Annotated in this window: 13 protein-coding genes; 11 read left to right on the forward strand and 2 right to left on the reverse strand. The window is 55.7% G+C overall.

Going from position 1 to position 13368, the window contains the following annotated elements; genetic code table 11:
- From BUA85_RS15840 to BUA85_RS15865, 6 genes are all read left to right on the forward strand, one after another.
- On the forward strand, positions 1-1054 hold a 1054-nt coding region (locus BUA85_RS15840; RefSeq protein WP_072902828.1), incomplete at its 5' end, for a ParB/RepB/Spo0J family partition protein.
- Positions 1055-1561: 507 nt separating this feature from the next.
- Entirely contained in the window at positions 1562-1774 is a 213-nt protein-coding gene (locus BUA85_RS15845; protein ID WP_072902831.1) for a hypothetical protein, read from the forward strand.
- A 135-nt stretch (positions 1775-1909) separates the two neighbouring features.
- Positions 1910-2794, forward strand: coding sequence for a metal ABC transporter substrate-binding protein (locus BUA85_RS15850; RefSeq protein ID WP_072902834.1), 885 nt, complete (start codon positions 1910-1912; stop codon positions 2792-2794).
- A gap of 3 nt (positions 2795-2797) precedes the next feature.
- Complete coding sequence (locus tag BUA85_RS15855) at positions 2798-3661, forward strand: manganese/iron ABC transporter ATP-binding protein (RefSeq protein WP_072902838.1); 864 nt, start codon at positions 2798-2800, stop codon at positions 3659-3661.
- Positions 3661-4527: a metal ABC transporter permease gene (locus BUA85_RS15860; protein WP_072902840.1), complete on the forward strand. Its 867-nt coding sequence runs from the start codon at positions 3661-3663 to the stop codon at positions 4525-4527. Before BUA85_RS15855 ends, BUA85_RS15860 begins: the two co-directional genes overlap by 1 nt.
- Positions 4527-5366: a metal ABC transporter permease gene (locus tag BUA85_RS15865; RefSeq protein WP_072902842.1), complete on the forward strand. Its 840-nt coding sequence runs from the start codon at positions 4527-4529 to the stop codon at positions 5364-5366. The genes BUA85_RS15860 and BUA85_RS15865 overlap by 1 nt, the downstream gene beginning before the upstream one ends.
- Here the strand turns inward: BUA85_RS15865 and BUA85_RS15870 are convergent.
- Entirely contained in the window at positions 5363-5761 is a 399-nt protein-coding gene (locus BUA85_RS15870; protein WP_072902846.1) for a rhodanese-like domain-containing protein, read from the reverse strand. The two genes, BUA85_RS15865 and BUA85_RS15870, sit on opposite strands and share 4 nt — an antisense overlap.
- Before the next feature lie 132 nt (positions 5762-5893).
- Here BUA85_RS15870 and BUA85_RS15875 point away from each other — a divergent pair, with 132 nt between their 5' ends.
- Genes BUA85_RS15875 through kynU form a run of 5 tightly spaced genes read left to right on the forward strand, consistent with a single transcriptional unit; the run spans position 5894 to position 10977 of the window.
- Positions 5894-7042 carry an aromatic ring-hydroxylating oxygenase subunit alpha gene (locus tag BUA85_RS15875; RefSeq protein WP_072902849.1) on the forward strand — a complete coding sequence of 383 codons (1149 nt, stop codon included), beginning with the start codon at positions 5894-5896 and terminating at the stop codon, positions 7040-7042.
- Positions 7035-7271 (forward strand): hypothetical protein, encoded by a 237-nt coding sequence (locus BUA85_RS15880; RefSeq protein WP_110559115.1) that lies wholly within the window; start codon positions 7035-7037, stop codon positions 7269-7271. Before BUA85_RS15875 ends, BUA85_RS15880 begins: the two co-directional genes overlap by 8 nt.
- 15 nt (positions 7272-7286) lie before the next feature.
- Positions 7287-8945, forward strand: a complete 1659-nt coding sequence (locus BUA85_RS15885) for a sulfatase-like hydrolase/transferase (protein ID WP_072902853.1) — start codon at positions 7287-7289, stop codon at positions 8943-8945.
- Positions 8938-9735 carry an alpha/beta hydrolase gene (locus BUA85_RS15890; protein WP_072902855.1) on the forward strand — a complete coding sequence of 266 codons (798 nt, stop codon included), beginning with the start codon at positions 8938-8940 and terminating at the stop codon, positions 9733-9735. Before BUA85_RS15885 ends, BUA85_RS15890 begins: the two co-directional genes overlap by 8 nt.
- Before the next feature lie 51 nt (positions 9736-9786).
- Positions 9787-10977, forward strand: coding sequence for a kynureninase (gene kynU, locus BUA85_RS15895; RefSeq protein ID WP_072902981.1), 1191 nt, complete (start codon positions 9787-9789; stop codon positions 10975-10977).
- Between the two features lie 136 nt (positions 10978-11113).
- Here kynU and katG read toward each other — a convergent pair whose 3' ends face one another.
- Positions 11114-13288 (reverse strand): catalase/peroxidase HPI, encoded by a 2175-nt coding sequence (katG, locus tag BUA85_RS15900; RefSeq protein ID WP_072902859.1) that lies wholly within the window; start codon positions 13286-13288, stop codon positions 11114-11116.
- Positions 13289-13368 lie beyond the last annotated feature (80 nt).

Raw genomic sequence — 13368 nt, forward strand, 5'->3', positions numbered from 1 at the left:
CTTCCCCGCGGGGAAGGTTGAGGAAAAAGAGCGTCGCGGGCCGATGGCTGCTGCCATAACAGAGAATGCCGATAGCTTGAGGGAGCGGCAACGGCTGGAGGCTGAGATCAGGGCCGAGAACGATCAACTGGCGCATGAGCATGTTCGCTTGCAGTCCCTGGGGCTGATCGTTGATCGGGTTCCTTTAGACCAGATCAAGATGTCCAAGATCACTCGTGACCGCGCTGTTGCGGAGGATGCAGAGCTGGTTGAGTTGGTTGAATCCATTCGGTCCGTTGGTTTGTCCAACCCGATCCTAGTTGAACGTGGTGGTGATGGTGCGCTGGAGCTGGTGCAGGGTTATCGCCGTATCGCTGCGTTCGAGGCGCTTATGGCGGATACCGACGATGCAAATGCCTATGGCGCAATTCCGGCGCGGGTGGTTAATGCGGGCGACGACCTGGAGACATTGCACCGGCGGATGGTGGATGAGAACCTAGTACGGAAAGATATCTCATTCGCGGAGATGGCGCAGTTAGCGATCAACTATGCTGCTGACCCAGGCATTGAGCTGTCGGACCCGGACAAGGCGGTTGCGGTGCTCTACAAATCGACGGGGTATTCCAAGAGAAGTTACATCCGCGCGTTTATCAAACTGATGGATGCTCTCGGGTCTGAACTGAAGTTTTCGCAGGATATCCCGCGTGCCTTGGGGCTAAAAGTTGTGCGCATGCTTGAGGAGGTGGAGGGGTGCAAAGCGGCACTTCTTCTCGATCTGGCGGATCTGGGCGCTGCACGAACCTCTGAGCAGGAGGTTGGCGTGTTGCGGCGTTATGTCGGGGCGCTTGAGGAGGATGGAGTTCCAGCGGAGCCGTCCGTTGGCTTGGCGGAGAAGGTCGAAAAGGATACGCGTTCAAAGGCTAAGGTAACATTTCAGATCAGACGGCCAGAGGGAACGGCGAAGTGCACGGCGGGTTCTGGTCGGCTCGAAATTCGGTTGCGTCGGGACTTTTCAACCATTGACCGAAGACGCCTCGAAGACGCAGTGGCGGCGATGTTGAACGAACTGGATTGAGTGGCGGCTAGTTGGTAGGAATTTGGGAAATTAAATAAAAACAGTTGCTTAGACTCTAATACTGGTATTTTTAGCAGAATTTCCATCATTTGCCTCATTTTGGCTTTCAATTTGGTTGAGCAGCCCATCTGTGCTCCGCAATTTGTCCGCAGGGCTGATGTAAGGCGCTCTAAGAGTCTTTATCGCCTTAAGGTGGGGTGCTAGGTTAATTTTGGGCTGGCCGCACTCTAAGGGCCGCTCAGGCGCTTTTTCGGAATTCGCCCAGTCGGCCTTAGATTTGGTCCGATCAGAGTTTTGGACAGGATTGCCTTTAACTTTATTTCCAAATCTACGCTGGAGAACGCCTTCTTCTTTCCCGTGTTTCCCGAATGTGGCGCCGACTTAGCTTTTTATCCAACTGGCTTTTTGCAGAATGAATGGGTATCGTATGTTCCGCTGGCGTGTTTTGCCAGAGGGCCTCGCGAAAATACTCGTTCATGTGGGGCAGATGTGAAAGGTTCCTAGGGTATGGTATCGCGACCTAAACGGCTGGCGACGGCCGCATTCACCAAGGATATGGTGAAAACACTGAATAAGTACTTCGACGACTATCAAATTGACGGTGTTGTTAACCTCGACGTCACCGACAAGGGGATATGGCTGCCTGTGCCGGGGCAAGAGCGCAGGAAATTTCTCGGTTCGGTCACAATCTTCGACGATCCTTCAAAGTTCCGATCTTAATCGGCTAGTCATCCTTCAGCTTGAGACGCAGTTGGTCGACCTAAGTTCTGTAGTTGAGAATAATTCGCATCTAGCTTGACAAGTTGCGAATTATTCGCATTTAAAACTTTGTATTGGAACTTAGGAGCTTTAGCCATGAAAGTGCTGGCAGGTGCGTTGGTATTAGCTGTGTCTGCGACGGTTGCGGAGGCAGAGAAATTGAAAGTCGTGACAACGTTCACGGTTTTGGCCGACATGGCCCAAAATGTTGCTGGCGACGTTGCAGAGGTATCCTCGATCACTAAGCCGGGTGCGGAGATTCATGGATATGAGCCAACACCGCAAGACATTGTGCGCGCTTATGATGCCGACTTGATCCTGTGGAATGGATTGAACTTGGAGCTTTGGTTCGAACAGTTCCTATCAAACTTTGATGACGTGCCCTCGGTCACTTTGACCGATGGGATTGAGCCAATTGCGATTTCCGAAGGCACTTATGAGGGCAAACCGAACCCGCACGCATGGATGGGTTTGGATAATGCGCTTATTTACATCGACAACATCACGGCCGCTTTGTCAGAGGCCGATCCCATTAATGCGGCCCTTTATGCGTCGAATGCCGCTGCCTATAAGGATCAACTGATCGAGACGATCGAGCCTCTGCGCGCGCAAATCCTTGAGATTCCCGAAGATCAGCGGTGGCTTGTGACCTGCGAGGGGGCGTTTAGTTATCTGGCTAAGGATTTCGGGCTTCAGGAACTGTACCTCTGGCCGATGAACGCGGATCAGGTCGGGACGCCTCAACAAGTGCGCAGCGTGATTGATGGTGTTGTTGAGAACGATATTCCGACGGTTTTCTGCGAAAGTACGGTCAGCATCTCGCCCGCACTACAAGTTGCGGGTGAAACTGGCGCGGCCTACGGCGGTGAACTTTACGTTGATAGCTTGAGCGAAGCTGACGGACCCGTCCCGACATATCTGGATCTTTTGACGGTTACCTCTCGCACAGTTGCGGAAGGTCTGACGGGCGCTGCGGATTAAGCCATGGACGCGCGGGTCGATACCGGCATTTTCGCCCATGATGTGACTGTGACCTATCGCAATGGTCACACCGCATTGTGGGATGCGTCGTTTGATGTGCCCCGTGGCACTGTGACGGCCCTTGTTGGGGTCAACGGGGCAGGGAAGTCCACCCTGTTCAAAGCGATCATGGGGTTTGTGCCGACCGCAAAGGGTGAAATTTTGCTCCTAGGGCGGTCTGTCAAACAAGCATTGAAAGAGAACCTTGTTTCCTACGTGCCGCAGTCGGAAGAGGTAGATTGGGCGTTCCCCGTACTGGTCGAAGATGTGGTGATGATGGGTCGCTACGGGCATATGGGGTTTTTGCGCCGCGCATCGGCTTCTGATCACGAGGCGGTCGATTGCGCTTTGGAACGGGTCAACATGACCGCGTATCGGACGCGTCAGATTGGCGAATTGTCTGGTGGCCAGCGCAAACGCGTATTTTTGGCGCGGGCGCTGGCGCAGGACGGGCAGGTTATCCTGTTGGATGAACCGTTCACGGGCGTTGATGTTAAGACTGAAGAGCAGATCGTTGCTTTGCTGAAAGAGCTGCGAGATGAGGGACGAGTGATGCTTGTCTCCACCCACAACCTCGGGTCGGTGCCAGAGTTCTGTGATCGCACGATCCTTGTAAAAGGTACGATTCTAGGCCACGGCCCGACGGAGACGACCTTTACCCGCGAAAATCTGGAAATGGCCTTTGGTGGGGTGCTGCGTCATTTCACATTGGGTGGAGATACGTTGCATGACGACGATGACGGGCGGACGGTGACAATCCTGACGGACGATGAGCGCCCGTTTGTGCAATATGGAGAGAAGACGCAGACGCAGGAAAGCAATTCCTGATGGAGCTGCTGTGGGAGCCGTTTACTTACAATTACATGACCAATGCCATGTGGGTTTCGGCTCTCGTGGGCGGCGTATGCGCGTTTTTGTCGGCCTACCTGATGCTGAAGGGCTGGTCCTTGATCGGTGACGCCTTGGCGCATTCCGTCGTTCCGGGCGTGGCTGGCGCTTATCTGCTTGGCCTGCCGTTTGCCTTGGGCGCGTTTATCGCGGGGGGTCTGGCGGCTGGGTCGATGCTGTTTCTATCCGAACGTTCTGGATTGAAGGTCGATGTGATCATTGGCCTGATCTTTACTTCCTTTTTCGGTTTGGGGCTGTTCATGGTTTCGATCAACCCGATCGCCATCGATGTGCAGACCATAATCATGGGCAATGTGCTTGCGATCTCTCCCAGCGACACGTTGCAGCTCGCCCTCATCGGGTTTGTGACGCTGGCAGTGCTCACTGCCAAGTGGAAGGACCTTATGGTCGCCTTCTTCGACGAAACGCACGCGCGATCCATTGGACTGAGGCCGGAGCGGTTGCGGGCGATGTTCTTTATTCTGTTGTCGGCGGCCGTCGTAGCCGCGATGCAAACCGTGGGTGCCTTTTTGGTGATTGCCATGGTCGTGACGCCGGGCGCAACGGCTTATCTGTTGTGCGACCGGTTCCCAAGGTTGTTGATGACGTCCGTGGCTATAGGTGCTCTGACGAGCTTTTTTGGAGCCTACATCAGCTATTTCCTCGATGGGGCAACGGGGGGGATCATCGTTGTCTTTCAAACGCTGATTTTCCTGATCGCCTTTGTCTTTGCACCAAAGCACGGATTGCTCGCTAGCAAACGCAAAGCACGGGTCGCTTTGGCCGAGCGGGCAGGGGGCGCGTGATGGACCTCGACACGCTTTTGTTTCCGTTCCGATTTGCCTTTATGCAGAACGCCTTTTTCATCTCGATGATGATTTCCGTGCCGACGGCCCTGCTGTCCTGCTTTTTGGTTCTGAAAGGCTGGGCCTTGATGGGTGACGCGATAAGCCATGCGGTGCTACCCGGCGTAGTGCTGGCTTATGTTCTGGGCTTTCCACTTTTAATCGGCGCTTTCGCTGCTGGGATGATCTGTGCTGTGGCGACGGGTTATTTGGCCCAAAACAGTCGCGTGAAGCAGGACACGGTCATGGGTGTCGTCTTTTCGGGCATGTTTGGCCTTGGGATCGTCATGTATGTCGCGTTTGAGACCAACGCCCACCTCGATCATATCCTTTTTGGCAACATGCTGGGGATCGAGCCCGATGAATTGTGGACAGCGGGGATCATCTCTGCGGTGGTTGCCGCAGCGATCTTGATCAAGCGAAAGGACCTGCTGTTGCACAGCTTTGATCCGGCGCAAGCGCAGGCGTCGGGATTGGCGGTGAATTGGTTGCACTACGGGCTGTTGGCCGCGCTGTCGCTGACTATCGTCGCCACTCTCGCGGCGGTCGGTCTGATCCTCGCCATTGGCCTTTTGATCGGTCCCGGCGCTATCGCGTTTCTGGTCACGCGTACCTTTGGCCACATGATGTGGATCGCGGTGGTTGTGAACATGGTGTCGATGCTCTTGGGCACCTACCTGAGCTTTTTCATCGACAGCGCGCCTGCCCCTACTATCATTCTGATCCAAACCGCGCTGTTCATCTGTGCGTTCCTCTACCGCACCCGTCTAAACAAATCGGCAGAGCGCAGCATGGTCTAGCCTTTCGGCGCGGGAACCTCGACCGGCCCACCTTGCGCTTCCCAAGTGGAAAACCCTTCGCGCAGGTGAGCGGCGTCAAACCCCATTTCCTGCAGGGTCGCAACGGTCAGGGCGGAGCGCCAGCCGCTTGCGCAGTGTAATACGTATTTCTTGTCTTGGCCAAAAACCTCTTTGAAATAGGGGCTGTCGGGATCGACCCAAAACTCGACCATCCCGCGTGGAGCGTGGACGCTGCCGGGGATGTGGCCTTTCTGGCGTTCGCGAATATCCCGAATATCGACAATTATAACGTTCGGATCATCCACCATGGCGATAAGGTCGGGTGTTTCCACCTCCTCGATCCGCGCGCGGGCGTCGGCGACCATTTCGGCAGCGGAGACTTTGAGTTTCTTCATCTTTGACCCTTTCCAGTGGTGGTATCGCTGTGAATGTGATGACGCGAACAGGATGGTTTTGCCGCCTTTGGTGTATTGCCGGAATCAGTGTTTCCACTTCATTCTAAGCGCGAGAGCTACGGAGTCGAAGCCATGAACAAGCACGAACACCTCAGTTCAGTTCTTCAGTCGGTCAACACAGCCAACGGTTTGCCGAACGCGCATTACATTGATCCAGATGTGTTTGAAGAGGAAAAGGCCGCGGTTCTATTTGCCAATTGGTCGGGCATCGGCTTTGGCAAAGATGTGCCAGAGGTCGGCGATGCAATGCCGGTCGATTTCCTTGGGATGCCGTTGCTGATCGTGCGGAACAAGCAGGGTGAGGTTGCGGTGTTTCAGAACACCTGCCGGCACCGTGGAATGATCCTTGTCGACAAACCAAAGAAGATCGGTGGCGTGATCCGCTGTCCTTATCATAGCTGGTGTTACGCTTTGAACGGCGATCTGCACGCCACCCCGCATGTGGGCGGTCCGGGGCACAATATGCATGAAGACATTTATAAATCAGACCTCGGCCTATTGCGCATCCGGTCGTATGTCTGGCGAGATGTGATTTTCGTAAATGTTGACGGACAAGCACTTGAGTTCGAAGAAGTCCACGCTGATTTGATGGCGCGGTGGGCTGAATTTGAGGTGCCTGTGCATCACGGCGGGCCGGAGTCCTCTTTCAAATTGGAAGTTGCGACCAATTGGAAGCTGGCGGTCGAGAATTATTGCGAAAGCTACCACTTGCCTTGGGTGCATCCCGGGTTGAACAGCTACTCTCGGCTGGAAGATCACTACAATATTGAAGAGCTGGGGAAATATTCGGGCCAGGGCACTTTGGTTTATCGCCAACTGAAAGGCGAGGGCGGGGAGATGTTCCCTGACTTCGAAGGCCTCAGCGAAAAATGGGACGAAGGCGCGGAATATATCACTGTCTATCCGAATGTTCTTTTGGGCGTTCAGCGGGATCATGCTTTTGCGATTGTTCTGGAGCCAAAGGCCTGTGAGCAGACCGTCGAACACATTGAGCTCTACTACGCGCAATCGTCCGAAGACACGCCTGAACTGGCAGATTTGCGCGTCAAGAATGCGGAACAGTGGAAAGTGGTTTTTGAAGAGGACATCTTCGTTGTCGAAGGCATGCAAAAGGGGCGCCACGGTGCCTATTTCGATGGGGGCCGCTTTTCGCCCGCGATGGATGGGCCGACGCATAATTTCCACCATTGGGTTGCGACGCAGTTGACCAACCGTGAATGACGGCGACTTACAGGCGGCTTTGCTGACGGCGCATGGGGCAGGGGACCACATGCAGTTGGTCCATCTTTACACTCAAGCCGCCGATATGCGCGAAGCTGCGGGGGAGGTAGATGCCGCCTGTTTCTTTCTAACCCACGCCTATGTTTTTGCGCTGGAACAGGGGGCGGAGGAGGCGGTTGCCTTAAACAAACGCTTAGCGGACTATGGGCGGGCTGAACTGATCAGTTGATAGCTCGGAGGCCGCGTGAATATCCTGTTTATCATGTATGACCAGTTGCGGTTTGATTACCTCAGCTGCGCAGGTCATCCGACGTTAGAGACCCCCAACTTTGATCGTGTGGCCGCGCGGGGCGTGCGGTTCACCAACGCCTATGTGCAGTCGCCGATTTGCGGTGCGAGCCGGATGAGTTTTTACACCGGCCGTTATGTCTCTTCGCACGGCGCTGCATGGAATGGCTTTCCGCTGCGGGTGGGTGAGATGACGATGGGCGATCATCTGCGCAAGACAGGCATGGAGTGTTGGTTGATCGGTAAGACCCATATGCGCGTAGATGCCGAGGGGATGGAACGGCTTGGGTTGACGCCCGACAGTGTGATCGGTGCGCGTCAGGCGGAATGTGGCTTTGACGTCTGGGTGCGCGATGATGGGCTTTGGGCGCAAGGGCCGGATGGGTTCTATGATTCCAATCGGTCGCCTTATAATGAGTTTTTGAAATCCAAGGGTTATGAGGCTGAAAACCCTTGGGCGACGAATGCGAATGCGAGTGTGGATGAGGATGGTGACATCGCCTCTGGCTGGATGTTTGAGAATGCGGACAAGCCTGCGAACATTCGGGAAGAAGACAGTGAGACGCCTTGGCTGACCGATCAGGCGATTGAGTTTATTGATCAGGCGCGGGCTCCGTGGTGCGCGCATGTCAGCTATATCAAGCCGCATTGGCCCTATATCGTGCCGGCACCGTATCACGACATGTTTGGCCCAGCCGATGTGCCAGCAGCAGTTCGGCATGATGTGGAACGCGAAGATGTGCATCCTGTTCTGGGCGTGTTTCAGGAGAATAAGATCGCAGCGGCATTCCAGCGGGAAGATGTGCGCGACAAAGTGATCCCTGCTTACATGGGTCTGATCAGACAGTGCGATGATCAGTTGGGTCGCCTTTTGGATCATTTGGAAGCTTCGGGCCGGATGGAGGACACGATGATCGTGCTGACGTCGGATCACGGCGACTATTTGGGCGATCATTGGTTGGGGGAGAAGGACCTGTTTCACGAACCTTCGGTAAAGGTGCCCTTGATCATTTATGACCCAAGGCCAGAGGCGGAGGCGACACGTGGGTCGGTTTGCGATGCACTTGTGGAATCCATCGATCTGGCCGCGACTTTTGTAGATGCACGCGGCGCAGATGTACCGGATCATATCCTTGAAGGTCGATCGCTCTTGCCGTGGCTACATGGTGAAACGCCCGCATGGCGGGACTATGTGATTTCGGAATATGACTATTCGGCTAGTGGCCAGGCGGTGAAGCTGGGGTTGGAGCCGAAGGCGTGCCGTTTGTTCATGATCTTCGATGGTCGTTACAAGATGATGCACGCCGAAGGTGGGTTCCGCCCGATGTTGTTTGATCTCGAAACTGACCCTGATGAGTTTCACGATCTGGCCAAAGGCGACAGTCACCAGCATGAGATTGACCGGCTCTATGGATTGCTGGCGCAATGGGGGTGGAGGGTCTCTCAACGCGTGACGCGGTCGGATGCGGAGATCAAGGCGTCGCGCGGGGGATCATTGTGCAAAGGGGTTTTGCCGTTTCTGGTGGATGGGTCTGAGGTGCCGGAAGAGCTGACATCGATATATCGTGGCCCGGCGGGGGTCGACTACACCAAGGGGAGAAGTGGTGATGATTGATTGGGATGACGCCTTCGACAATTCCGGTTACGTGCCTGAAGCCAGCGAGATAGGAGCCGCTTGGGTGGCGGCGGCGGAAGCGTTTCGGACCAAACAACCGTATGCTGTATTGGATCACCCTTATGGCTCTGGGGATCGAGAGCGCTTTGATCTGTTTCTGCCGGAGGGGTTGCCGAAAGGGGTGGTTGTGTTTGTCCATGGCGGCTACTGGCACATGCGGGCGAAGTCGGATTGGTCACATTTTTCGAAGGGGTTTTTGAACCATGGCTGGGCTGTGGCGATTGTGGGCTATACCTTGGCGCCCACCGTTCGGATTTCGCAGATAACCCAGTCGATTGCTGCGGCGGTCGCTGAGGTCGCCAAAACGGTTGAAGGGCCACTTCGGCTTGTAGGGCATTCTGCCGGCGGGCATCTCGTTAGCCGGATGATGTGTCAGGGTGTGCTGTCTGACGGCCTGATTGCTCGCGTTCAACGCGTCGTTTCGGTGAGCGGGGTTCATGATCTGCGGCCTCTGGTCGGGACGCGGATGAATGACACGCTTGGCCTAACAAAGGCGGAGGCTTTGGCCGAAAGTTCTGCGTTGTTAGAGCCTGCCGACGTGCCTGTCACCTTCTGGGTTGGAGCGGATGAACGTCCCGAATTTCTGCGTCAAAACCGACTTATTGCTGAGGGGTGGGGTTTGAAAGGGGCGGATGTGTCGACGGTCTATCAACCCGCTGAGAACCACTTCACGGTCATCAACGGTTTGGTAGATGAAAATAGCAAGTTGGTATGCGAAGTCTTACGTTGACTTTGGCGTCAGATGTTGCACCCCTTGGCGCGCAATTCGAAAGGCGCTGATATGTCAAATCTCCCCCGTAAGCATTTGTTCGATCTTCCAGATGGGATGATCTACCTCGACGGAAATTCGCTTGGGCCTTTGCCCAAGGGTGTCTCTGAGGCGGTTCAGAAAACGGTTGAAGCCGAATGGGGCGGGCAGTTGATTGGGGGCTGGAACGCTTGCAAGTGGATGGAACAGCCAAGCCGCGTTGGCAATCAAGTGGGCCGGTTGATCGGTGCGCCTGCGGGCAGCGTGGTTATGGGTGACACGCTCTCGATCAAAGTGTTTCAGGCTTTGGCGGCAGGTTTGCAGATGCGGCCCGATCGGAAGGCGATTTTGTCTGATACGGGCAACTTCCCGTCTGATCTCTACATGGCGCAAGGATTGGCGCGTTTTAAGGATCAAGGGATCGAACTGCGGATGGTGGAACCTGAAGACGTTGCTGGTGCGATTGGAGAGGACATCGCGGTCGTGATGCTGACGGAGGTGGATTACCGGACGGGTCGGCGGCATGACATGGCGGCGATCACCAAAGCGGCGCAGGAAGCAGGCGCGGTGATGGTGTGGGATCTGGCGCATAGCGCGGGGGCTTTGGATGTTGAGATCGAAGCGTCAGGCTGTGAGATGGCCGTAGGCTGCACGTATAAATATCTGAACGGTGGGCCTGGTGCGCCTGCTTTCATTTACGTGCGTCCTGATCTGGTCGAAACGGTGGAACCTGCCTTGGCGGGGTGGCTAGGGCATGATGCGCCGTTCGCGTTCGATCTGGATTATCGTCCAGGCGCGGGGATCGAACGGATGCGGGTTGGAACGCCGCCGGTTTTGCAACTCGCGGCGTTGGAAGAGGCGTTGAAGGTTTGGAACAGCGTGACGATGAAAGAGGTGCGGGCCGCGTCGGTTCATTTGTCAGACCTGTTTATCTCAGAGATTGAGGCGCGCTGCCCGATGATGTCTTTGGTTAGCCCGCGGGATTGTGCGGTGCGAGGTAGCCAAGTGAGCTTTGCGTTTGAGAATGGCTATGCTGCGATGCAGGCAGTGATTGCGCGGGGCGTGATCGGGGATTTCCGTGCGCCGAATGTGATGCGGTTCGGATTTACGCCGCTGTTTTTGGATGACGGTGACATCATACGCGCGGCCGAGATCATTGAGGATGTGATGGTCAACAAGCTGTGGAATACGCCGGAATATCATGCGCGAAAGGCTGTGACTTAAACGAGGCCTGATTCCGCTCAAAACCCATATTTTTCTTGTACACCGTGCGTACACACAGCGTACACAGGCCGTACATACACATGACATACAAAAGCCCGCCGGATTGGCGGGCTTTTGAGTTTTCGTTAAGCGTCGATTAACCGATCAGATCAAACCGGTCGAGGTCCATCACTTTGGTCCAAGCCGCGACGAAATCACTCACGAACTTCTCGGACGCGTCGTCGGAGGCATAAACCTCAGCCAAGGCACGCAGGACGGAGTTGGAACCGAATACAAGGTCCACTTCTGTCGCTGTCCACTTGGCAGCGCCCGTCGCGCGGTCTTTGCCTTCGAAAGAGCCGTCTTCGGCCTTTGACCAAGCTGTGGACATATCCAGCACGTTGACAAAGAAGTCGGCGCTGAGTGTCTCGGACTTTTCGGTGAAGACACCGTGCTTAGAACCATCGTGGTTCAAATCCAGCATCCGCAAGCCACCGATCAGTACTGTCATTTCCGGCGCTGTCAGGGTTAGCAACTGCGCACGGTCGATCAGGTGATCCGCCACAGGGCGATACGCACGGTCGCTGACATAGTTGCGGAAGCCGTCAGCGACGGGGTTCAGCATTTCGATGGAGTCCGCATCTGTCATTTCGTCAGTTGCGTCTGTCCGGCCCGGTGTGAATGGCACGGTGATGGTGTGACCTGCGTTAGCTGCTGCCTTTTCGACACCAGCCGCACCGGCGAGGACGATCGTATCTGCGAGAGATATCTCTTTGCCGAAATCGCTTCTGATGCTTTCCAATGTAGACAAGACTTTTGCCAGTTGAGCAGGCGCGTTTACTTCCCAATCCTTCATTGGAGCGAGTGCGATGCGGGCGCCATTGGCACCGCCGCGCATGTCGGACCCACGGAAGGTAGAGGCAGAGGCCCACGCCGTGCTGACGAGTTCGCCAACGGACAGGCCGCTTTCAAGGATCTTCGCCTTCAACGCTGCTGCGTCTGCATCGTCGATCAGATCATGTGTGACCGCTGGCACAGGGTCCTGCCAGATCAAAGGCTCGGAAGGAACAAGGCTGCCGAGGCCACGGACGTATGGGCCCATGTCGCGGTGGGTCAGCTTGTACCAAGCCCGTGCAAACGCGTCTGCGAATTTGTCAGGGTTCGCGTGGAAATCGCGGCTGATCTTCTCATAGGCTGGGTCCATGCGCATCGCCATGTCAGCGGTGGTCATCATAACCGTTTCGCGCTTGCTGGAGCCATCAGCGGCTGGGGCAGCTTGCTTGCCCTCCTCAGATACAGGCACCCAACGCAGCGCTCCGGATGGGGCTTCGCTGATTTCCCATTCATGGCCGAAGAGCGTGTCGAAATAGCTCATGTCCCATTGGGTTGGAGTAGGCGTCCATGCGCCTTCGAAACCGGAGGTGATCGTGTCGCCTCCTTTGCCGGAGGCATGGGTGCTGAGCCAGCCAAAGCCCATCGCTTCGACCGGTGCGCCTTCTGGCTCTGGTCCAACATGTGCCGGATCGCCAGCACCGTGGCCCTTACCAAAGGTGTGACCGCCGGCGACCAATGCGACGGTTTCTTCGTCATTCATCGCCATGCGTGCAAAGGTGTCGCGCACGTCGAATGCGGACTTCAGAGGGTCGGCTTCGCCGTTCGGGCCTTGTGGGTTCACATAGATCAGACCCATTTCCACTGCGCCAAGTGGGTTCGCCAATTCGCGCTCACCCGAGTAGCGTTTGTCAGTCAGCCATTCTGTTTCCGGGCCCCAATAGACATCTTCTTCTGGTTCCCAAACGTCCGCGCGGCCACCTGCAAAGCCGAAGGTTTCAAAGCCCATGGATTCGAGCGCTGCGTTGCCAGCTAGGATCATCAGGTCGGCCCAAGACAGCTTGCGACCATATTTCTGTTTGATCGGCCACAGCAAGCGGCGCGCTTTGTCGAGGTTGCCGTTGTCTGGCCAGCTGTTCAAAGGTGCAAAGCGCTGCTGGCCTGTACCGCCGCCACCGCGACCGTCATAGGTGCGGTAGGTGCCTGCGCTGTGCCATGCCATGCGGATAAATAGCGGGCCATAGTGGCCATAGTCTGCTGGCCACCAGTCTTGGCTGTCGGTCATCAGCGCATAGAGGTCTTGACGCACCGCTTCTAGATCGAGCGTTTTGAACTCTTCAGCATAGTTGAAATCATCCCCCATCGGGTCAGATTGCGGAGCGTTCTGACGTAGGATGTTGAGGTTCAACTGGTTCGGCCACCACTGTTGGTTGGTTGAGGTGGCACCTGCGCTGTGCATCACAGGACACTTACCTGCGCTGTTTACATCGGATCCGTCCATAATAATCTCCGCAATTGAAATAGGATGTGACAGGTTGAGAGAGATCGCTCGCCCCCAACTTTCTAGAATCGTTCTAACAG

Source organism: Cognatiyoonia sediminum (assembly GCF_900129845.1).
Lineage (GTDB): Bacteria > Pseudomonadota > Alphaproteobacteria > Rhodobacterales > Rhodobacteraceae > Cognatiyoonia > Cognatiyoonia sediminum.

Excerpts from the sequence above, each read along its gene's own strand:
- BUA85_RS15845 (WP_072902831.1), top strand. The coding sequence starts at position 1,562 with ATGGTATCGCGACCTAAACGGCTGGCGACGGCCGCATTCACCAAGGAT.
- BUA85_RS15850 (WP_072902834.1), top strand. The coding sequence starts at position 1,910 with ATGAAAGTGCTGGCAGGTGCGTTGGTATTAGCTGTGTCTGCGACGGTT.
- BUA85_RS15855 (WP_072902838.1), top strand. The coding sequence starts at position 2,798 with ATGGACGCGCGGGTCGATACCGGCATTTTCGCCCATGATGTGACTGTG.
- BUA85_RS15860 (WP_072902840.1), top strand. The coding sequence starts at position 3,661 with ATGGAGCTGCTGTGGGAGCCGTTTACTTACAATTACATGACCAATGCC.
- BUA85_RS15865 (WP_072902842.1), top strand. The coding sequence starts at position 4,527 with ATGGACCTCGACACGCTTTTGTTTCCGTTCCGATTTGCCTTTATGCAG.
- BUA85_RS15870 (WP_072902846.1), bottom strand. The coding sequence starts at position 5,761 with ATGAAGAAACTCAAAGTCTCCGCTGCCGAAATGGTCGCCGACGCCCGC.
- BUA85_RS15875 (WP_072902849.1), top strand. The coding sequence starts at position 5,894 with ATGAACAAGCACGAACACCTCAGTTCAGTTCTTCAGTCGGTCAACACA.
- BUA85_RS15890 (WP_072902855.1), top strand. The coding sequence starts at position 8,938 with ATGATTGATTGGGATGACGCCTTCGACAATTCCGGTTACGTGCCTGAA.
- kynU (WP_072902981.1), top strand. The coding sequence starts at position 9,787 with ATGTCAAATCTCCCCCGTAAGCATTTGTTCGATCTTCCAGATGGGATG.
- katG (WP_072902859.1), bottom strand. The coding sequence starts at position 13,288 with ATGGACGGATCCGATGTAAACAGCGCAGGTAAGTGTCCTGTGATGCAC.